Source organism: Corallococcus caeni (assembly GCF_036245865.1).
In the GTDB taxonomy this organism is placed as follows: Bacteria; Myxococcota; Myxococcia; order Myxococcales; family Myxococcaceae; genus Corallococcus; species Corallococcus caeni.
The window spans coordinates 1,600,324-1,621,340 of sequence record NZ_BTTW01000001.1 but is presented as its reverse complement, the minus strand read 5'-3'; the positions used below and the strand labels follow the sequence as shown (position 1 = coordinate 1,621,340).

The 21,017-nt window shown below is 72.3% G+C and carries 11 protein-coding genes; 4 read left to right on the top strand and 7 right to left on the bottom strand.

Annotated features, from left to right (window positions below; all coding sequences use genetic code 11):
• Positions 1 to 92 precede the first annotated feature (92 nt).
• The 4 genes from AABA78_RS06460 to AABA78_RS06445 all read left to right on the top strand — a co-directional run bounded on the left by AABA78_RS06460 (position 93) and on the right by AABA78_RS06445 (position 2,307).
• Entirely contained in the window at positions 93 to 473 is a 381-nt protein-coding gene (locus AABA78_RS06460) for a hypothetical protein (RefSeq protein ID WP_338262094.1), read from the top strand.
• A gap of 84 nt (positions 474 to 557) precedes the next feature.
• Positions 558 to 869, top strand: a complete 312-nt coding sequence (locus AABA78_RS06455; RefSeq protein ID WP_338262093.1) for a hypothetical protein — start codon at positions 558 to 560, stop codon at positions 867 to 869.
• Positions 870 to 957: 88 nt separating this feature from the next.
• Positions 958 to 1,158 (top strand): hypothetical protein, encoded by a 201-nt coding sequence (locus AABA78_RS06450; RefSeq protein WP_338262092.1) that lies wholly within the window; start codon positions 958 to 960, stop codon positions 1,156 to 1,158.
• A 90-nt stretch (positions 1,159 to 1,248) separates the two neighbouring features.
• Positions 1,249 to 2,307 carry an esterase/lipase family protein gene (locus AABA78_RS06445; protein WP_338262091.1) on the top strand — a complete coding sequence of 353 codons (1,059 nt, stop codon included), beginning with the start codon at positions 1,249 to 1,251 and terminating at the stop codon, positions 2,305 to 2,307.
• Between the two features lie 3 nt (positions 2,308 to 2,310).
• Here AABA78_RS06445 and AABA78_RS06440 read toward each other — a convergent pair whose 3' ends face one another.
• The 7 genes from AABA78_RS06440 to AABA78_RS06410 all read right to left on the bottom strand — a co-directional run bounded on the left by AABA78_RS06440 (position 2,311) and on the right by AABA78_RS06410 (position 20,815).
• Positions 2,311 to 2,754 carry a serine O-acetyltransferase gene (locus AABA78_RS06440; RefSeq protein ID WP_338262090.1) on the bottom strand — a complete coding sequence of 148 codons (444 nt, stop codon included), beginning with the start codon at positions 2,752 to 2,754 and terminating at the stop codon, positions 2,311 to 2,313.
• Entirely contained in the window at positions 2,736 to 3,929 is a 1,194-nt protein-coding gene (locus AABA78_RS06435) for a GNAT family N-acetyltransferase (protein WP_338262089.1), read from the bottom strand. Before AABA78_RS06435 ends, AABA78_RS06440 begins: the two co-directional genes overlap by 19 nt.
• A 35-nt stretch (positions 3,930 to 3,964) precedes the next feature.
• Positions 3,965 to 8,578, bottom strand: a complete 4,614-nt coding sequence (locus AABA78_RS06430) for a hypothetical protein (RefSeq protein ID WP_338262088.1) — start codon at positions 8,576 to 8,578, stop codon at positions 3,965 to 3,967.
• A 62-nt stretch (positions 8,579 to 8,640) separates the two neighbouring features.
• Positions 8,641 to 13,806: a hypothetical protein gene (locus tag AABA78_RS06425; RefSeq protein WP_338262087.1), complete on the bottom strand. Its 5,166-nt coding sequence runs from the start codon at positions 13,804 to 13,806 to the stop codon at positions 8,641 to 8,643.
• A gap of 6 nt (positions 13,807 to 13,812) precedes the next feature.
• Positions 13,813 to 14,973, bottom strand: a complete 1,161-nt coding sequence (locus AABA78_RS06420) for a hypothetical protein (RefSeq protein WP_338262086.1) — start codon at positions 14,971 to 14,973, stop codon at positions 13,813 to 13,815.
• A gap of 35 nt (positions 14,974 to 15,008) precedes the next feature.
• Positions 15,009 to 17,636, bottom strand: a complete 2,628-nt coding sequence (locus tag AABA78_RS06415; protein ID WP_338262085.1) for a hypothetical protein — start codon at positions 17,634 to 17,636, stop codon at positions 15,009 to 15,011.
• Positions 17,633 to 20,815, bottom strand: a complete 3,183-nt coding sequence (locus AABA78_RS06410; protein ID WP_338262084.1) for a poly-gamma-glutamate biosynthesis protein PgsC/CapC — start codon at positions 20,813 to 20,815, stop codon at positions 17,633 to 17,635. Before AABA78_RS06410 ends, AABA78_RS06415 begins: the two co-directional genes overlap by 4 nt.
• Positions 20,816 to 21,017 lie beyond the last annotated feature (202 nt).

Here is a 21,017-nt window from a genome sequence, read left to right as displayed (position 1 = left end):
TCCAGGTTCCTGGAAGACGCTGCCCTTGGGGTTCCAGGTCCGCTATCGGTGGGCTCGCCTGGTACGAACAGCCGGAGTTCTGAGAGGAAACGATGACTCATTTTCTGAACATCGACCTGGAGCTTCGCGGCACCGCCGGTGTTCGTGAACTGGTCCAGGCGCTGGAACCGTCCATGCTCGTCCTCCGGGTGACGGACACCGAGGCCAGTTTGGAGCACCGCGAGCAGCCGCAGTCCGTGGAAGAGGGACTGCATTGGCTGGCTCAGGTGGTCGAGAGCCTTCCCTCGGATGCTCGGAAGCATTGGGATGCTTGCGAAACCCGGACGATGGACGTGGGAATCCAGGCCGATTCGCAGCCGACCGCGGCGCTGTTTCCTGTCTCCCGCGATGCCATGGCCGCGCTGCTGCGGATTGGGGCGGAGTTGCTGTTTACGGTCTATGCCCCCATCACTGGCCGGCCTGCTACACCGTGATGCCAAGGCTGCGATGAGGGTTGCGAAAGCGTTCGAGGACAGCGTTGGAGGCGTATTCCCCGGAGCGAAGCAGCCGGTGGGCTCGTGAGCCAGAGCGCCACCTGCTTCAAGCGCAACAAGGAGTGGAAGGGAAGCATTGCCCCCTGGCTGCTGACGGGGTGTGCAGCGCTGATGCTCCTGGCCCTGGCGTTCAGGGAGCATTGGCTGCTGCTGACGCGGACCGACCTGGGCGTGCCTCGTGGGCTCTATCCGTGCGTGGTCCGCATGTCGCATGGGACTCGCACGCGGCAGTGCAACATCGGAGCGGATGGCATCATCTTGCGCGAGGAACAATTCGCGGATGGAACCGTTCGCCGCACCTGGTTCGCCGAGGGGCGAGAGGCTTTGAGCAGGTGATGCGCTCTCCGGAGTCGGAGCGATTCAGGCCCTGGGGCCGCAGTGCTCTTGAATCGCAGCGAGCAGGGCGTCCAGCAACAGGGGCTTCTTGAAGACCCCCGCGACGCCGCAGGCTGCGGACGCGGTCGCCCAGGTGGCCCGCGCTCAGGACGAAGCCGGGGATGTGCTTCAGTGCCGCATCCTCGCGCTGGACCTCGCGGAACGCGGAGCCGTCCATCACCGGCATCACTGGAAAGCAGTGCTGATGCGCTGCGGCATGTGTCTGGGCTCTTGGCTTCTCACGGCCTGAAACGGAGCACGCAACTCCTGGAGCCATTTACCGACAATGTAGGCAAGCCTCCCTGCTGCATTGCTCGGCTCCCCCTCCCGAGGTCCCCTCATGGTCCAGGTCACGCGTCCTTCCAACACCACGTCGCTCCCCCAGACGCGGGTCGCTCCGGAAGCCCCTGCCCGGGCCAGGGGCGCGCAGGGATTCAACGCGGTCGTGAAGGGCGACAGCTTCAGCTCGGCTGTTCCGGCGGGTTCGCAGCAGGTCAATGCCCTGCGCCTTCCCATCCCCTGGCCCGGCAAGGGCGAGGCGGACAAGATCGGCTGGATCCAGAAAGCGTATCCGCCCGCGAAGGACTCCACTGCGGAGTTCATGAAGCTGAACCAGGCGGTGCGCGCGGGCCAGAACGTGATGCCTCCCGAGGCCAAGAACTGCGTGTTCCTGGCGGTGGGCGGGCTGCTCTCGGAAGCGGCGCCCAAGCAGATCTACTTCGACAAGAACCTGGACGCGCTCGAAGCGCAGGGCCTGCAGGTGGGCCGCGTGCCCGTGGACACGGACATGGGCGTGGAGCACAACGCGGCCATCGTCCGGCAGGCGGTGCTGGAGGCCTCCAAGAACGGCAAGCAGGTGGTGCTGATTGGCCACAGCAAGGGCGGCCTGGACTCCGCGGCGGCGCTGTCGATGTACCCGGAACTCAAGGAGCACGTCCGCGCCCTGGTGACCATCCAGTCGCCGTACGGCGGTTCGCCCATGGCGCAGGACCTGCTGGACAACCCGCTGGTGCGCTACGGCGTGGGCGGCGCGGTCGAGGCGCTCGGCGGCAGCATCCAGGCCGGTGAGGACCTGACGTACGACTCGCGCAAGAAGTTCCTGGCCGAGCACCCGATGCCCGCGGGCATCCCCACCGTGTCGATGGCCTCCACGACCGCGAACCCGACGTCGCCGCTGTTCGCGATGCAGGAGTACATGCACCAGCGCTACGGCGTGAAGTCGGACGGCCTGGTGTTGCCGCAGGACGCGTTCATCCCCGGCTCCAAGTCCGTGACGCTGTCCGGGCTGGATCACCTGGACTCGACCGGGACGACACTGAACCCGTTCAAGCCCTACCAGCCGGAGGACCTGACCCTCTCGCTGGTCGCGATGGCGCTGAACATGCCCAAGGGCAGCTGAGCGTCACGTCCCCGTGGGCGGTTCTTGCCGCTTCAGCTCACGCGCCGGAATCCCCGCCACGGTGGCCCCCGGCGCCACGTCCTCCAGCACGAGGGCGTTGGCGCCAATCTTCGCTCCGTCTCCAATCGTCACCGGGCCCAGAATCTGCGCGCCCACGCCGATGTAGACGTCTCGGCCGACTCGCGGCACGCCATCGCGTCCGGGCAGGGGCTCCAGGCTCACGTTCTGGGAGATGAAGCTCTTCTCTCCAATCTCCACGCCCGGCGCGATGATGACGCCGATGCCTCCGTAGCCCAGCTCCACCGTGGGGTGCAGCGCGGCCTTCGTGTCCACGTGGCTGTTGTGGATGCGGTCGCCCACCGTGGCCACCACGTTCGCGAGCCTTGGCACCTGGAGCGCCTGGAGCCGCTTCGCGGCCCTGTAGAACGTCAGCGCCGTCGGACCCATCTGCCCACCATCCTTTTCGCTACCGGCGCCCAGCGGAACTTCGACCGCTGCAACGTCTGTCCCATCCAGGTGTCCCGGTAGATGAACAGCCAATGGTGCTGCCGCACCTGCTCCGTCCACTCGCGCTTGTAGGGGGCGTCGTCCCCCAGCAAGTCCAGCTCGCTCAAACCCCTTCCGATGCAGTCCTGGACCAGGCTCTCCGTCAACAGGTGCCCCGGGCTCACCTCCGCCAACGCCTCGTCGTAGCCCGGCTTCATCGCCAGATAGCGGCCGCCGTACTCCAGCCCGTACTGGAAGGCGATGGGCCGCCCGTCCAACCGCAGGAAATACAATCCCAGCCAGCCGCGCTCCGCCGCCGTGCGCGCCAGCCCCGTGTAGAAGCCGCGCCGGTGCTCGGCCTGCGCGATCGCCGTGCCCTCCTGCGCCTTCCAGCCGCTCTGCTCCAACGCGAAGGCCTCCTCCAGCTTCGACCCCAGGCCCTCGATTCCGGCCACGCGCTCCACCTCCACGCGGCCCTTTTCCTCCAGACGCCTGCGTCTTCGCCTGAGCGGCTTCGCGTTGCTCCGGCCCTTCGTCCACGCCGCCACCGTGGAGGGCAGCGCCAGGTACGGCGAGCGCGCACTCGGCCATGCGCCCCAGGGCATCCCCGCGCCCTTCGCCGCGTGCACCAGCTCCCATGCCGCGCCGCCTTCCGGTACGTCCGACAGCCGGAGGACCTCCCAGCTCGGGTCGCCCATCAGGTGCGACAGGAAGGCCACCGCGGCGCGCTTGGGCTCCTCGGCGACGAGGTCGAAGCGGCAGGAGTGCTTGTTCGTCAGCGACGACAGCTGGCGCACCGGCAGCCCGTACTGGTGGCCCTGCTCCTCCTTGAGGCCCAGCACCGCCACCAGCGTGCCCAGCGCGTTCCTCGCCGCGAGGATGCGCAGGCGCGCTCCTGTCGCGAAGTGCTCCAGCCAGCAGCGCACGAACTCGTGCCGGTAGAACACCTGGTCGTCCACGCGCTTCACCAGCGCGTTCCACTCCGTCTCCAGCGCGTCGAAGGCCGGAAGGCTCCGGACCTCCTCCACGCACAGGGGCTCCACGCGCCCGCGCGGCGCGGGCTCCACCGCCTTCAAGCGGGGAAGGGAAGGGACGCGCTCCCCGAGCATCGCGTCCGTGATGGGACTCTCCTCCATGTACGTCTCTCCTCGGGTGTCGCGCTCGGGGGGACTCAGGACAGCGGCTCGCCCGCGTCATCCGCCGCTTCGGGGGCGGGGAGGTCCGGTCCCTGCTTCTTCAATGGCTCGTCACGCAGCAGCACGGGCCCCTCGCCCTTCGTCAACGCGTTGGTGTCCATGGAGACGTGGCGCACCTGCACCGGGACCTTCGTGCTGGGGAGCTCCACCGTCGTCTTGAACACCGCCTCCGCTGGCGCCTCCGCCACGACGGGCACGGGCGCCTCCACCACCGGCACCGGCGCCAGCCGCTTCGGCTGCTTCTTGAGGCCGCGGAAGAGCCAGCCGCCCTTCTGGCGCTCGTACAGCTTGCGCGTCTCCACCGCCGCTCGCGCGTGCGACACGCGGCCCGTCTCCAGGTCCTCCAGCAACATCTCGCTCAGCCGCCGGCGCGTCACGCTGTCCAGGTAGTCGAACACCTTCTCCAGCTTGCGCACCACCACCTGCGTCGCGCCGCCCGCCGCTGTGTGCGTCAGCGCGTTGATCTTCAACTCGTGCCGCGCCCGGGCGCGCTCCGCCAGCTTGCGCAGCCGGTCCGCTTCGTCCGGCGACGCGGCCTTGCCCACCAGCCCCGGCAGCACCGTGCGCGCCAGGCCCGCGTCCACGAAGCCCGAGTCGTCGAACGTCTCCAGCGACTCCAGCGCCCGCCGCCGCGCCTCCACCGACGTGCCCTCCAGCGCCTTGAGCGCCGTCGTCACGCGGTCCAGCGCCATCCAGCGGTACACCCAGTCCAGGCCCGTGCCCTTGATGTTCTGCGCGCCCATGATGCTCACCTGCATCCCGGGCGGCACCGCGCGGGCGCACGCGTCCACCACCTGGTCGCCCGTCGCCTGCGAGTCGGACACCGGCACCAGTTGCTCCAGCATCAGGGCCTTGTAGGCCTCGCGGAACTTCGCGTGGAACGCCTTCACGCGCCCCTGCGCATCCGCTTCACCCCGGGGCAGCAGCGCCTTCAGCCGCGCGTGCACCGCCATGCGCGCCAGCAGGTACAGCGCGTGCTCGCGCACCTCGTCCTTCGTCGCGGCCGTCAGCACCTCCGGCAGCGCCTGCGGCTGCGCACGCGACACCGGCGACAGCGCCTCGTCGATGAGCGGGCCCACCTCGCGCTCCAGCGCGCGGCGCACCTTCTCCACGCCCACGTCGTCGTCGCCGCCCTCCAGCGCCTTGCCCACCGCCGCCGTCAGCGCCAGCGTGGCCGTGGCCTGGAGTCCGGCGCCGGCCGCGTACCGCTCCAGCCGGTCCATGAACGTCGCCATCGTGGGGCGCGGTACCTTCAGCTTCGCCAGCTCCCTCGCGAGCCGCGCCTCCGCGCGGGCCTGACCCTCGGGGCTCGCGACCTCCTCCGCCGCGACGACCTCCGTGCTCAGGAGGTGCTTGTCCAGCGCGTCGCGCACGTACTTCTGGAGGCCCTCCAGGTTCGTGCCGATGAGCACGTGCCGGTCCGCGGGCGCGTCCTCCACCATGATGCGCGCGAAGACCTCCGAGCGGGACACGCGGTCCCAGCGGTTGTTGATGACCGTGATGACCGCGCGCTCCGGGTTCGCGTCCGGATCCACGTCCCCCAGGCCCGTGCGGATCCAGTTGTTCATGAAGCCCGTGCGCTCGTTCGCCGAGTGCCCGTTGATGAACTGGAGCTGACGGCCGCGCACCAACGCCGGCGGGAAGACCTTCAACACGCCGATTTCGGGCTGCACGTGCTCGGCCATCAGCGCCAGCGCGTACGGCCGCGACACGCCGAGCTGCTCGGCCAGCGTCGCCACCAGCGCCATGTTGCGCGGGTGCTCGCGGTAGGGGAACAGCGCGAGGAACTCCTCCGGGATGAGCTCCGCCTCCCACCACGCGCTGTGCAGCAGCGTCGTGTCCTTCTCCTGTGCCGCCTGCTTGAAGAGCGGCAGGAAGTGGTCCTCCGTCGTCACCACCCGGCCGCCCTTGGGCATGAAGTTGGTGATGACCGACGCGACGTTGATGCCCGCCGGCCCCTGGATGTCCTCATGGTCTGGGTAGGCGTTGGTCAGCGTGGCGAAGTCGTCCTTCATCCAGTCGTTCTGGAGCAGCTCGACGAAGTTGGGCTGCAGCGCCATGCACTCCCAGAGAAAGACCTCCGTGCCCAGGCGCGCGCCCAGCTCCACCATGTCCTTCTGCTCCCAGATGGTGGCCTTGTCGTAGGGGCGGAAGATGAAGAACTCGGACGGTCCGGCGCCCGGGGCGCTGTGCACGAACATCGCCTCCGAGCCCGTCGTCTTCGCGAAGACCTCGAAGCCCATGCCGGAGAAGAGCGCCGCCTTCAGGCGCTCCGTGCCGGACTTGCCGCGCGTGCCCCAGCCGCCGATGACCAGCGGAATCTTCTCCCGCGACTTGCGCACGTTCTGGCGCTTCACGTACGTGTCGCCCAGGAAGATGGAGAAGAGCGCCGCGGTGAAGAGGCCCAGCGCCGCGATGCCGTTGCCTCCCATCCCCAGGAAGTAGCCCTCGTTCTCCATGATGCGCTCGGTGAGGAGCGCCAGGAACCCGCTCTGCAGGCCCAGCAGCGCGGGCGTGTGCAGCGTGGACGGGGGCTTCGGCGCGGCCTCCGGCTCGTGGAAGAGCGTGGCGAGCGGAGAAGGCACCTGCTTGTTCTGACCGTACGGCGTGAAGCGCACCTGGACGCCCAGGTCCTTCTCCACGTGCTCCACGAAGCGGCGGCGCTCGCGGGGCTCCTCGCCGCCCAGCGAGTCCAACCGCAGCGTCGCGAGCCGCCGGTAGTCCTTCGACACCTTCAGGCGGTTCGTCAGCCGGCGCAGGCGCGAGGCGGGCGGCACCAGCACCGTCTCGCCGTGGCTGCTGAAGAGGTGGACCTTGCCGTCCTTCGACAGCGGCATGTCCAGCAGGTCGTCGATGGTGGGCAGGTGGCGGCCCCAGCTGCCCTGGCTCGCCACGTGGACGCGCTCGCCGGGGACCAGCGTCTCCGTGATTTCGTCCAGGTGGCCCGGGTGCGCGCGCAGCGTGCCGGACATGACGCGGCCGGTGGTGTGCAAGAACGCCTGGCGCTTGTTCGGCGCGGGGCGGCCCAGCTCGTGCCACATGCGCCACAGGCGGCGCTCCTGCCGGTCGCCGTGCCACAGCGTCAGCGTCTTGTCCGTGCGCTCCGCGTACAGGCCGTGCCCGTCCTGCGACAGGTCCGCGAGGATGGCACCCAGCCACGCGGCGTCCTCCGGCATCGGCGGCAGGGTCTCCGGCGCGGGCTGGAGCGGGATGCGCGTGCGGCTTCCCGGACGGAGCTTTGAGACGCGGCCCGCGAGGAACGCCGTCCACGCCTGGCGCACCGGGTCCTTCACCCGGCGCAGCACCTGCGCGGCGGCGGCGGCGGCCTCCACCACCGGGCCCGAAGCGCCCGGCTGCGTCGTCAGCGACTCCACGGCATCCAGCAGCGCCGCGTGCGCGGGACCCAGCCCGGCGGCGCCCAGCGCTTCGGCCAGCGCGGCGGCGCGCTCGCACGACACGCGCAGCACGAGCGGCGCGCTGTCACGGCCGAGCACGTCCACCAGCACCTGGAGGGCAGGGCCCTTCACCTTCGGCGATGCGAGCGCCGCGTCCACCGCGGCCAGCACGGCGGCGGTGCGCACGCGCGGGCTCGGCTCCGACAGCGTCTGTCCCGCGACGGCGTGCATCGACTCCAGGCCCGCCAGACGGCGCAGCAGCGGCTGGCCGTCCGGACGCTGCGCGATGAGGGCGCACAGGCCCATGCGCACGTACTCGCTGGGGTCGTGGTGCGCGACCTCCGTGAGCAGCGGCAGGCGGTGCTCCTCCGACAAGAGCGGCGCGCACTGCTCCAGCACCTGACGGCGGAAGAGGAAGTCCTTCTCCGAAGGGGCCTGCGCGCGCAGCCGCTGGCGCAGCAGGGCCAGGCCCGTCAGCGCGTCCACGGTGAGCAGCGCGCGAAGGGCCTCCGCCTGGAAGAACGGGCTCACGTCCTCCTGGCCCGCGAGGCTCGTCAGCGTGGGGCCCACCTCGGGCAGCGACGCGGCGACGCCCGGCATGGCTTGCGCGAGCTGCCGGAAGGCCTCCAGCGCGGCGAAGCGGTTCTGCGCGCGGGGCGCGTCCACGGCGCGGTCCAGCAGTTGCCTCGCCAGCGGCACGGCGGCGGGCTGGAGCTCCTCGGGGTGGGCCGTGGCCAGCACGCCCGTCAGCGCGCGCAGCGCCGTCTCTTCTTCGATCAACAGCTTGTGGCGGCGCTTCTCCTGGCGCTCGCGCAGGGCGTCGAAGCCCATCCACCGGTCCAGGGCGCGCAGGTCCTCCTTGCGGTCCTTGCGGTCCTTCACCGTGGCCTTGAGGTGCTCCACCAGGACCTGGCGGCGCGCGGCGTCATCCACCGCTTCGTTGTGCTGGCGGGTGAACTGGACGATCTCCGCGTGGATCGCGGCCAGCTCCGTCTCCAGCGCCTCCAGGGCCACGCCCAGCCACGGGGCCAGCCCTTCCAGGCCGGCGGGGCGAGGGCAGCCTTCCACCAGCCGCCGGGCCAGGACTTCGACCGAGGCCCCCCGCACACGGCGGTGCAGGGGGGGCAGGGCTTCCAGCAGCTGGGCTTCGAGAGGTTCGTTCGCCGGGTGCATGTCGCGGCCAGAGCTATTCATTGCTTGAGAAACCTGCCCGGCCGCCCCAGGCACGCGTTCGGATCAGGACAGCTCACGACCCTTCAAGGCTGCAAACGTTGTTCATCCAGCAGCTCTTCGAACTCCTCCTCGGTGGGCGTGACGTCCTGCAACCCACGTCCACCCGTCCAATCCCACCGCGCTCCGAGTGAAAAGACGTTCTGCGTGCCGTACGGGCCGGAGAGGAACGCGCGGTCCTCCGCGAAGAGCATGAGGCGGTTGCCGCCCTTGCCCATCCACACGTTCCAGTCCAGGCGGCCCGACACGCGGTGGCGCAGGTAGGCCGTGGAGCGGTGATCATCCTGGAAGCGCTGCGACGCGCCGTAGCCCAGCTCCACGCGCGTGCCCTGGAGCCTGCCGCCCAGCAGCGCCGCCCAGCTCGCGTAGGCGCCCGCGTTGTCCACCGTGTAGAAGTTGGCGTTGCTCACCGCGGCCATGCCCAGCGTGGCCACGTGGTCCTGGAACGGCTGCCAGCGCAGGGACAGCCGGGGCGACAGGCGCCGCGGGTGGTCCTTGCCGTAGAGCCAGTAGACGTTCTGGTCGTAGCGGCTGGCCTCCACCGCGCTGCCGCCCTGCATGGACTCCAGCGTCAGGCCCAGGCCGGGGATGAGGCCCACGTCCGGGGACAGGCGCAGGTAGCGGTCCGCGGCGATGCGGCCTCGCGCGCTCCAGCGCATGGCGCCGTCGAGGGTCTGCGAGAACACGGAGGCCTGCATGGACAGGCGCAGGTCACCGGGCAGCTGGTTCACGTAGCCGGCCACGGTGCCACCGAGCACGGCGGTCTGGTTGAGCGGGTAGCGCGCCTCGGGCGTGAAGCGCAGCCACGCGCGGCCCGGGGACAGCTCGCGGCGCAGGGACAGGCGGACCTCCAGGCCCGTCTGGAGCGGGCGGTTGAGCAGCTCGCCTTCCTCCACGTCCTCGCTGCGGTAGCCCATCTCCGCGGACACCATGCCCAGGCCGCCCGTGCGCGCCTCCGGAGGCATGCCCTCCGGCAGGAGCGACAGGCCAGGCGGCAGCGCGGGCCAGGGCAGCGGCTCCAGGCCCGTGGTGCCCTGGGCCCATGCCGGGGCCGCGAGGGCGCTCGGATCCGAGGCGACACCCAGTTGCACCTGCACCAGGGCTTCACCTTCGGGCGACTCCAGGCTCACGCGGTGCGGACCGCGCGAGGGCAAGAGCAGCCACGTCTCACCCATGCGGCCCAGTGGCTGGGACGCGCCCTGGAGGCCGGGGTCGGCGTCCGCGGGCAGGCCCAGGTGCATGAGCGGGCCGTCCTCCGCGCTGGAGCCGCCGGTGCCGTCACCCGAGGGCAGCGGCGTGCTGCGCAGGAGCAGCTCCCGGCCCGACGAGGGGGCCAGGGCAGAGGCGCGCACGCGCAGGGCGGTGGGGCCCAGCACGGTCATCACCACCGGCGCACCCGGACGGCTGCGCAGCAGGGACAGCGGCTGCGGGGCGGCCACGACGCGGGCGTTGGCGCTGGCTTCCTCGGACTCCACGAAGCGGACAAGGCCGGTCTGCTGCGTGTCGGCGCGCGCCATCACGACTTCCACCTGGTGGCGGCCGGGGACGTCCAGGCGCGTGCCCAGGATGGCCGTCTCGCCTTCGGCGACCTTCAGCTCGCGCACCACGCGGCCATCCACGCGGAGCGCGAAGGCGCAGGTGCCGGCGGCGTCCACGCCCGGACGCGGGGTGGTGCCACAGAGGACCTCGGCGCCCAGCGGCCGGGGCTGCTTCACCACCAGGCTCATCACGCGCGAGGCACCGGCGGGCAGCAGCTTCGCCTCGGACAGCTTCCAGGGCGGGGCGAGCAGCGCCTTGCGCACGGACATGGCGACGTCCTCGTCGTCCGTGCCGGCCTCCGACGTGGCCACGAGCGAGCCCGCGGTCTCCTCCGCGTCGCGCAGGCCTTCCCAGCGCGTCCAGCGGCCCGCGGTGAAGCGCATGCGGCGCACGTCGGGATGATCCGCCCACGCCTGGAGCTGGCTCGCGAGCGCGGCACCGAGCGGCGCACCGCCGTCCTTCCACGCCTGCGGCGAGTCCTGCAGCCGCTCCAGCATGCCGAGCGCTTCCAGGCCCACCTGCGGCAGGCCCGTCTCGCGGTACAGCGCGGCCATGGCCAGCGCACCCGCCGCGTCCTCACCGGAGGCCGACAGCAGCCGGGCGCGCAGGTAGCGGCCCTGGAGGCTCTTGTCGCTCGACACCGCCGCGAGCGCCGCGTCCTCGTGGCCCTCGCGCACCTGGGCGCTGAGCGCGGCGAGCGTCGTATTGCCGGCCTGCGCTGAGCGCGCATCCATCGTGTTGTTGCTCGCGGCAGGCGCTGCATTGCCCTGCGTGTCCACCGTGCCGCCGTTGCGTGCCGAGGCGCTGGTGGCGGCGAGCGAGCCTTCTGTGCTGCCATTGCCCGCCGAGGCGCTGGGTGCCGGCAGTTGTGAGCCGCTCATGTCCAGCGCCGGGAAGGCGGGGGACACCAGCGTGGGCTGCGTGATGGCCTGCGCGAAGCGCACCGTGCGCGGGCCCACCTGCGACAGGCGGTCCATCAGCGCGAGCAGGCGCCGCTGCTGCTCCGGCGTCAGCTTCGCCTGCGCGTCCAGCAACCGACCCACGTCCGCGCGGGCGAAGCCGTCCTCCTGCAGCGACGAGAGCAGCTCGGCGCGAGCGAGGCGCGGCTCCACCTCATCGGGCCCCGTGCGCAGCGTGCGCGAGAGCGCCTGGAGGGATTCGTACGCCGTGCCCGCGGCCTGCGGCTGTGGCGGGGCAGGGGACTCCTCGGGCGTGGCGACCTCCGCGCGGCGCACCGCCAGCGAGACGGCGAGCTGGACCTTCGGATCCTCGGGCTCGAACCACACCTCGCGCGCCTGCGCGGGCAGCGTCACCACCGCGGACACCGGCGCGGACGACGTGCCCTTCGCGCCCTCCAGCGCGAGGTGGCGCGCACTGGCGGCGCCAGGCATCAGCACCAGCCGGCGCGGGTGGCCCACGTCGGTGTTCATGCGCACCACGATGGGCTTCCCCGCTTCCGCAGCCAGCGGACGGAACTGCACGCGCACGGGCGAGGGCAGCTTCGCGTCAGGCACCCGGAAGCGCACCGCCTTCTTGTCCACCTTCACCGGCCACTGCGAGCGCACGTAGCCCACTTCGCCCGGCACGCCGTCCGCCTTCGCGGGCGCGAGCGACAGGAACGCGCGCGTGCCCTCCGCGCCCTCCAGCTTCAGGGCGTGCTCGCCCGGAGGCAGGGCAATCTCCACCGGCTCCACCGCCGACAGCGGCAGCAGCGGGAAGGTGTTGCTCCCCACGCGCAGCACCGGGTTCGCCTTCGCGCCCGGCGGCGTCATCACGTAGGCGCGCAGCAGGGTGGGGGCCTCCGCCAGCCCCGTGGCCTGCACGCGCGTGGTGCCGCCCGCTGCGAGCGGCCACAGCGCGCTGCCCACCATCGACGCGTCCGCCTCCATGCCCTGGAGGTCCAGCCACTGCGAGGCCTTCACCTCGGTTCCATCCTCACGAGGCGCGGGCGTCACCTGCGACCAGCGGCTCGCGCGCCACCACGCGGCGCGGTAGCCGCGGCGGATGTCCTCCGACAGCGGCTCGGCGCGCCACGCCAGCTCCAGCGCGGCCAGCTCGCGGCTGCGCAGCGGGTCTCCCAGCGGCAGGCGGGCCACCAGCTCCGACGCCTCGGCGGTGAGGAAGCCCGCGTCCGGCAGCGCGGGCGCGGTGCCCAGGAGCGCGTGCGCGACGTCGGCCTTGCCCGAGTCCAGCAGCTTCTTCGCGGTGAGCAGCCGCAGGTGCCACGCGAGCGGTGACGCGTCCGTGCTCTTCAGCTTCTCCGCCGCGACGTCCGTGTCACCGTCAACCAGGGCGGCCATCGCGTGCAGGAGCGGCGGCAGGCCCTCCGTCTTGATCCGCCCGTACGTGCCGCGCGCCAGGTCCGGCATCAGCGTCACCAGCCGCTGACGCAGCAGCGACGGCCGAGCGGCGGTGTCCTGCTTCACCACCTCCCACGCCTTCTCCGCCAGCTCCGTCCAGTGCGTCTGGTGCGACAGCGCCTCGGACAGCGTGGGCCGGCGCGTGGCGACGCGCGCACGCACCATGGGCGCCGGGCCCTTCCAGCTCACGCGGTAGTTGTGCTTGCCCGGAGGCAGCGCCACGCGCATTTCCTCCACGATGCCCACGCGCTCACCCGACGCGAGCACCCGCGCGGTGCGCCCGTCCGGCAGCGCCGCGCCCTCGGGCGCCTCCGCCCACGCCGGCTGCGGCGTGAGCTGCGCCTGCGCGAGCACCCCGCCCACGCCGTACACCTCCACCGTCGGTGCCTCGGCGGGCGCGCCATTGCCCAGCACGGCGCGCGCCTCCAGCGAGAACACGCCCGGGCCTTCCAGCTCCAGCGCCCAGACCGAGCCCTTCACCTCCGGGCGGACCCAGGGCGCGTCCATCCCCTCCAGCACCACCTCCGTGCCGGTGGGACGCGGACGCTCCACGCGCACCGCCTGCCCGTAGAGGGGCGACACCAGCGCCCACTCGCGCAGCGCCGCGGCCTTGCGCCAGTCGCGCACCGCGGTCCGGAAGGGCGAGGACGCGGGCTCGTCCTTCACGAGCTCCGCCTCCAGCGCCGCGTCCACGTCCAGCCGCGCGCGCGTGGCCGCGTCGAAGGCCAGCGCCGGACGCGGGCCCTTGCCGTCCACCCACTTGAGGAGCGCGTCGCGCATCCGCTCCTCGGTGTGCGCCGTGGACGTGTGCGTCGGGCGCTCCACCACGATGCGGGCGTTCTTCGGCGCGGTGATCCACCAGATGCTGCCGGCGCCCATGGGCTCCGCCAGGTACCAGCGGCCCGGACGCTCCGACACGCCCTCTTCCTCCACGCGCAGCTCGGGCGCTTCGTCGCCCTCCGACAGCGGCACGCGGGTGAAGCGCAGCGCTCCGGCGGGGCCGGTGACGCGCACCACGTCCAGCGGGCCCAGCCACACGGCGGCGCCCTTCTTGGCGGACACCTCCATCGCGCCCGTCACCTGGGGGACGCCGGAGGGCACATAGGGCGCGTGGCCCCGCAGGTCCTCCAGCGCCACCGGGCCCCGGATGGCGCGCGGCTGCCACGTCATGCCCTCTTCGCTGCGGGCGATGACGGACGGCTGGGAAACGGCGGGCTGCGCGATGACGGGCAGCGCCGCGAGCGCTCCCACGAGCAGGGTGGTGTATCGGGCGCGGCGTCGAACAGGAAACATCGGCGCTCAGTCCTCCAAGGGTGCGAACAGAATCTGGGCCAGCCGGTCCAGACGCGCCGGGCTCGCCAGCGCTTTGCGCGTACGGGATGACATTTCCAGGTGCAGGAAGCGGGCGAGCGGGTAGGCCTGGAGCAGCCGGGCCTGCGCGTTCTGTGTCCCACCGAGCACCTGCACCCCGTCCGGGAACAGCTTCACTCCGGGGCCGAGCGAATGCTCCAAGGGTGCGGCCACCTTGCGGGCCCACGCGCCGGGCTTGCGGGTCCCGTCGCTCACCACGGCCGCGAGCAGCTCCGTGCGGCCCTTCTGGACCTTGGACTCGCCGAAGCCGTGCAGCTGCACCACGCGCGGGGCGGGGAGCTGGCGCGCGGCCAGGTCGGTCACGGTCTGGAAGAGGTGCTCCGGGTTGTGCGCGACGTCGGCGGGGTGCTCGGGGTCTTCGGGCGTCTCACCGGGCGTGCCCTTGTAGCGGTGCGCGGTGGCGGTCATGAACAGGCGCGGCGCGCGGCCCTCCGGCGGGCAGGAGAAGAGGCTTGCGCCGATGTCCTCCGTGCCGATGTCGAAGTACGGGTGGGGCACCTGCACCACGTCGTCGGTGGCCTCGCCCGTGCGGATCACATACGCGCCCGCGCCGTGGAGGTTGTCCGTGCGCTCGCGCAGCACCCAGAAGGTGTCGCGCGGCGTGGTCCACGTCTCCAGGAAGAAGCCCGCGGACGCGGCGACGTTGGTCAGCTCCGGGGGCACGTCCTTCTGCTTCGGCGCGGCGGTCAGCAGCGCGGGGATGAGCCTGGAGAACGCCGCCCGCTCCTCCAGCGTGGTGGGGTGGAACATCACGGCGTCCACGCGGGGCCACAGGCCGGAGAAGCGCGCGTCCACGCGGCACCCCGAATGCTCGGGCACGTTCACGGATGGATCCTCCTGCGGCACGCGCTCCGGCGCGGGCCGTGTCGGGGACTTCGCGCGCATGCCGCCTCGCGAGGCGTCCTGCTTCGAGGCCTTCGCGGCCGGCGCGGTGTTCGAAGCCGACGCGGTGTTCGAGGCCGACGCGTCGTTCACGGTTGTCGGGGCGGGCGATGCGGACGTACCGCTCGATGCCGTCGAGGCGCTCGGGGCCGTCTGTGCGTGGGCGCTCACCGCGGCGCTCAGCACGGACACGACCCCCGCGGCCACGAGCGGGCGCCACGACCCGGTCTTCCCGGGGGACTTCACAACATGTCCTCGTCAGGCTGCCAGCCACCCCGGTTCCACATGCGCGGCGCGGTGTTCTCCACCGACGGGCCGAACATGAAGAACCGCGCCCATAGAGACTCGGAGCCCAGCGCCTGGATGCGCACCGTGTGCACGCCCGGCGCGATGTCCTCGCCCAGCGTCACCGGCACCGTGCGCGCGTACCACTTCACGCCCGGACGGCCCGCCGGCATCGCGGGGTCCCGCTCGGAGGCCGGCAGCACCACCGTGCGCTCGGCGCGGGTGACGTGCGGCACCAGCACGCTGGCGCGACGCACGGGGTTGCCGCCGTCCACCGTCACGGACAGCTGGGGCGCCGTCGCGCCCTCCGCCACCGGCGTGTAGACGACCACGTTGAGGGTGACGGCGCCCGGCCCCGTCTTGCGCACCGGCACGCGCAGGCCGCCCTGGCCCACCGGATACACCGTGCGCGAGCGCAGGCCGCTGCCCGTCGCCGGAGGCCGGTTGAGCATCGCCGTCAGCCCCGGCGCCGTGGAGCGCAGCAGCACCTCATGCTCACCCGGAGGCAGCGGAGGCAGGAGCTCCCGCGTCCGCGTGGAGCGCACGGTGAAGCGGTGCAGGGGCTCGCCGTCGAGCAGCACCTCCACCTCGTTGCCCAGCGCCGCCGCGTCCTTCAACGACAGGCGCACCTCCGGACGGGTGGGCGTGCGCGCATCGAAGCGCGCCCGCACCGCGCGGCCCGGCTCCAGCACCGTGGACAGCGCCTTCACCATGTCCACCGTGTCCGCCTGCGCGGACTCCAGCACCTCCACCACCGCGGGCGAGCCATAGGGGCGCACCACCATCGCGTCACCCGACGGCGGAGGCGTCTCCTCCTCCGGACCCACGGGCTCCAGGCGCACCTGGCTGAGCAGCTCCAGTCGAGCCCCCGCCTGCATCAGCGCGGGCAGGTTCGCCGGACGCATCGGGTGCCACGCGCGAGCGTCCACGGGCGCGTTGCGCCAGCGCACGGCCGTGAGCGCGTCGTTCGTGTACGGCGCCATCGCCGTCAGGGCCTGGCCGCTGGAGAGGAAGCTGTAGAGCTGCACGATGGTCGCGCGCGGCGCCTCCACGCGCAGCTTGCGAGCCCCCATCGGCAGGAACACCCGCGCGCTCGCCGTGCCCGACACCCAGGCCGGCAGGTCCGTGACTTCGCCCGTGCCCGCGTCCTGGGCCACCTGCGCCATCGGCGTGCACGGCAGCGCGCCCCCGGGCAGCGGCGCCAGGGCCGCGCTCTCGAACGGCGCGGGCTCCGGCGTGGCGTCCAGCGAGGCCTGGCCCAGCGACTGGCCCTGGGCATCCAGCACCGTGAGGCTCAGGTGCAGCGGCTCGCGCGAGGGCGCGCGGTCCAGCGTGCGCGCGTCGATGCGCACCAGCCGCCCCACCGCGTCCATGCGCGGATCGATGTCCAGCTCCAGCACCGGGCACGCCGGGCCGGTGGCGAACGCCTCCGTGCGGCGCGTGTCCGGCAGGAAGGCCACGCGGCCCTCCGACGCGACACCGGGCGAGGGGTGCGACTCGGCGGGCAGGAGCCACGACTCGAACGGGCCCTCCACCGTGTAGCGCAGGTCCTCCTGGCCGTCGTTGCGCACCATCACCGTGTGCACGCCCGCCGGCAGCTCCAGCGGATGCGACATGGGCGAGCCCGCCACGGGGCCCGGCAGCTCCAGCGTGTGGGCCGTGCCGTCCGCGGACAGCGTCTGCACCGTCACGGGCCCGTGCGGCTGCGCCTTCGCGTCCGTCGCGTCGCTCCACAGCCACAGCACCGGCTTCGCGGGCCCGGTGACGTTGAGGGCCACGGCGCGGCCGGCGCCCAGGCGCTCCTGCACGGACTCGGTGGCCTCCACCAGCGGCAGCCGGTAGGCGGTGCGGTAGACGGGTTCAATCTGGTAGTCGGTGCCCGCCTCGCCCTCCGCGTTGAGGCGCTCCCAGTGCTCCTCCGCGAGCCAGCGGCGCGTGTCGCCGGAGAGCTTCTCGAAGGGCTCGAAGGTGGCGCGGCCGGCGCGCACCTCCGCGCGGGCCTGGGCCAGCTTCTGCGACGCGAGCAGCGGCAGCGTGCGGTGCGCGCGGACGTACACGCGCGCGAGCAGCGTGTCGTTGGTGCCCGCGGGCCGCAGGTAGAGCACGGAGTAGTCCGGCCGCTCCTTGGGCAGGCGCAGCACGAACTCGCGCTCGTCCGTCACCTGCTGATCCGCGTGCGTCGTGAAGGCGCTCTCCTCCAGGAACGTGCCGTCCTCCTGCGGCTGGCCCTTGCTCTGGCGCGTGCGCGTGAAGATGGCGCGCTCCAGGAGGACGCCGTCCGGTCCGCGCAGGATGGCCTTGAGGCCGTACTGGTACTGCTTCTCCGGCGCGTAGGGCGTGCCGTCGGGGAGCAGCTCGTGCGTGACGACGAGCAGCTCCTCCGCGTCCGCGGGGACGCGCACGCGCATCTCCCGGCCCGGCTCCAGGCGGTAGAAGATGAGGCGCTCGGCGTTGACGAACTTCGCGTCGCGCCGCGCGGTGGGCGTGTCGGTGTTGCCCAGCACGGCGAGGCTCGCGCCCCAGATGAGGGCCAGGCCCACCATCAGGCCAAGGAGCGCCACGAGGGCGCGGCTGCGGGTCTTCATCGACGGGCCTCTTCGCGGGAGACTTCCCCGGTCAACACCACCGGACGGCGGTGTCGCAGCGCCAGGTCCACCGTGCTCGCGAGCTCCGCGTCACCCGCGGTCAGCTCCGCGCGCTTCGCCGGCGACGGGTGCTGCTGAAGGAAATAGACGGCGCGCAGCACCTGCTTGCCCTGCCGCGCTTCCACCAGGAGGAAGGGCAGGCCGTATTCGGCGCTGTAACCGGACTTCACCTGACGCGTGATGTTGCCCACGCGCTTCGTCTGCGCCAGCGCGCGAAGGTCGTGCACGTTCTGCTGCGCGACGTAGCGCTCCGCGCTGGCGGTCAGCTCCGCGAAGTGCTCCTTCAGCGCGGAGGACACGGGCTGCGTGGGCGCCACCAGCCGGTCCGCCAGGAGCGCGCGCTCGGGAGACTCGCGCGGCTCCTCGGGCGTCAGGCCCGTGAGGGCCAGCTCCTCCGCCGCGAGCCGGGGACCCACGAAGGCGCCGCGCAGCGGCTCGGACAGCCACAGCGTGGCCAGCCGCGCCCCGCCGAAGGTGCGGGAGAAGACCTGCTGCGGGCTCGCGTCGTTGAGGCCCGTCAGCTCCGGGGAGCCGTCGTGGTAGCGCACGCGCTGCCCCAGCCAGCCCAGCGGGCCTTCCTTCGACAAGAGCTTTTCCAGGTCCGCCGGCCGCTGCGCCGGGGTGAGCACCGGGCTGCCCACGTCCACCAGCACGTCCGCGTCCACGGAGGGCCGGCCGGAGAAGCCGCGCAGGTGCAGCACCCAGCCCTGCTCCTTCGGCAGCGCGCGGTGCACCGCCTGGTGGAACGCCTGGAAGCTCGTGCGCAGCTCACCGAAGGTGGCCGGGTGGGGCATGTCGCCCGAAGCGGTGGCGAACACCATCGCGGTGGCCCGCGACTCGTGCCACACCTCGGCGGCCACCGGCAGCGTGCCCGCCTCGCGGGCCGGCGACGGCACCTCCAGCGCGAGCGGCGAGCCGCCCGGCCGCACCATCAGCCCCGCGCCCAGCCGGCCCGGCGTCCCTTCCGCGTCCGTCACCCACCAGCATCCGGCCGCGCCCGCGCACTCCGTCACGGGGTGCACCCGCAGGCCCATGAGCGCCGCCATGGCGCCGGCCCAGCGCGTGCGCAGCTCCACCGGCACGTCCGCCGTCCCGCCGCCCAACAGCGGCGAGGCCACCTGCTGCTCCAGCACCAGCAGCTCCGCGTCCGAAGGCTGCACCGCCGGCACGCGCGCCACCTCCGGCGTCACCATCAGCGTGCCCAGCGCGTCGCGCTCCGTCATCGGCTCGGCCAGCGCCTGCGCCTGCTTCAGCACCAGCGAGGCCAGGTCGAAGGCGCCTGCGCGCAGCACGCTCACGCGCGCCTCGCCCCAGTTGCCACCGGGCTCCGGCGGAGCCTCCTCCGTCACCTTCGCGCCCGGCCACAACGCGTCCAGGCCCTGGGGCGCCTTGCCACCCGGCGTGTGCAGCACCACCTGACCCGGCTTCAGCGAAGGGTCCACGCGCAGCTGCACCCGCTCCCGCGAGGACAGCGCGTCGTGGGCGTGGCGCAGCGGCGTCTCCGACTGCGCCAGCGCGTCGCCCAGCACCAGGCCCGCGCGGTGGGAATCCACGCCGCTCACGATGATGGCGCGGCAGCTCACGCGCTCGCACAGGAGCGCGGCGGCCTCGGCGCTCGGCGCCTCCGTCAGCGGACGCGGCACCTCCAGCACGGGCCCCTGCGCGCCGGGGACGAGCAGCGACGTGTCCCAGCCCGCCTTGCCGTCGCCCTCCACGCGCTCCACCAGCGCGAAGCGCGCGGGCCCGCCGTCCTGCTTCGGCAGCTCCCGGAGCTCCAGCCCCAGCGCCACCGCCTGCGTGCGCAGCGAGGACACGGCCTCCGCGCGGCCCGACTCCAGCCACGCGTCCAGCCCGTTCCACAGCCCGGTGTACGCGCGCAGGTCGCCGTGCTTCAGCCGCAGCGAACCGCCCACGTCGCTCTCACGCGCGGTGGCGCGGCCCATCACCATCACGCCCAGCGAAGACTGGTCCAGGCCCAGCCCCGGCACGTGTTCGTGCGGCGCGTCCGCGGTGAGCGCGGTGGCCGGGCGCGGCTCGATGAGCGACAGCCCGAAGCCCGCGAGGCTGCCGATGAGGAAGCCCGCCAGCGACGTGTGCAGCGTGGGCAGCAGCACGCGGGCAATCACCTGCTTCTGGAGCATCTTCACCGCCAGCAGCGTGGGCACCAGGTAGCCGAAGCCGAACAGGTCCGTGACCTTCAGGCCCGGGATGCGGGCGCCCATGGCCCAGCCCACGGTCCACTTCACGAGGAAGCCCAGGCAGAAGACGAGCACCGTCTTGCGAGGGCCCTCCAGGTTGAGCGTGCGCAGCCCCGGCACCGACAGCACCGCCTTCGCGGCCAGCACCAGCAGCAGCACCTCCGCCATCGTGGCCACGAGCTTCAGGGGCTCCAGCCACGTGAGCGCCAGCAGCGCGGGCACGAGGATGCCGTTGAAGTCCCAGCCGTACTTGAGGTTGAAGCGCGCGGCGAGGAACGCCGTCGTCAGCAGGATGATGTAGGCCTTGGGGCTGGACAGGAAGTCCTGCGCCACGTCCTCGTACATCAGCTCCAGGCTGGAGAAGGACAGGTTGGTGCCGGGCAGCAGCACGAAGCGCAGAATCACGTACGTGAGCGCCACCGGCACGAACACCTGCCACAGCCCGCGGCGCAGCTTCAGCTTCCAGAAGGCGTTCGCGGTGAGCGGCACCAGCACCAGGCCGATGCTGTGCAGGCTGCGGTCGACGATGAAGGACGTGCCCCACCGCTCGTCCATCCAGTGGCCCAGGACGGGCAGGAGCCACGTCTCGCTCACCGCGCGCACCACCACGCTGGCCAGCACCACGGCGAAGAAGCGGTCTCGGCCGAAGAACTCGCTCCAGGCCCCCGTGCGGGACAGTCCGCTGGAGAACGCCAGCGCCAGGCCATAGGTGAGCAGCGACTCCGCCACCACCGTGCAGCCCGCCTCCGGGTGGATGACGAACACCGAGGCCAGGTAGCCGGGAACGACGAGGCCCACGAAGACCCACCCGAGCGTCTCCGTGAGGAGCGCCAGGATGAGCACGCCCACGAGCACCGCCACCAGGATGGAGGTGTCGAGGGAGTAAGCCGGAAAGAGTGTCAGGGTCGAAAGGAGCGGCATTGGTGGCCGCTCGAATCTAGGGAGGCGCCCGTCCCCGACCAGGGCCGCCCCTCTCAGCGGGTGAGAAGCGTCCGCTGTCCAACCGATGATCCGGGCCTCCAGTCCCGCTGAATGCCCAGCTGCGGACACTGGAAGTGACCTCTTGGACCGGATCAGCCCGTGCGCTTCACGCGAGGCAAAGCCGGACTGGACCCTGGGTACG

Coding starts and splice junctions, on each gene's coding strand:
- AABA78_RS06460 (WP_338262094.1), top strand. CDS start 93: ATGACTCATTTTCTGAACATCGACCTGGAGCTTCGCGGCACCGCCGGT.
- AABA78_RS06425 (WP_338262087.1), bottom strand. CDS start 13,806: ATGTTTCCTGTTCGACGCCGCGCCCGATACACCACCCTGCTCGTGGGA.
- AABA78_RS06430 (WP_338262088.1), bottom strand. CDS start 8,578: ATGAATAGCTCTGGCCGCGACATGCACCCGGCGAACGAACCTCTCGAA.
- AABA78_RS06410 (WP_338262084.1), bottom strand. CDS start 20,815: ATGCCGCTCCTTTCGACCCTGACACTCTTTCCGGCTTACTCCCTCGAC.
- AABA78_RS06435 (WP_338262089.1), bottom strand. CDS start 3,929: ATGGAGGAGAGTCCCATCACGGACGCGATGCTCGGGGAGCGCGTCCCT.
- AABA78_RS06445 (WP_338262091.1), top strand. CDS start 1,249: ATGGTCCAGGTCACGCGTCCTTCCAACACCACGTCGCTCCCCCAGACG.
- AABA78_RS06415 (WP_338262085.1), bottom strand. CDS start 17,636: ATGAAGACCCGCAGCCGCGCCCTCGTGGCGCTCCTTGGCCTGATGGTG.
- AABA78_RS06440 (WP_338262090.1), bottom strand. CDS start 2,754: ATGGGTCCGACGGCGCTGACGTTCTACAGGGCCGCGAAGCGGCTCCAG.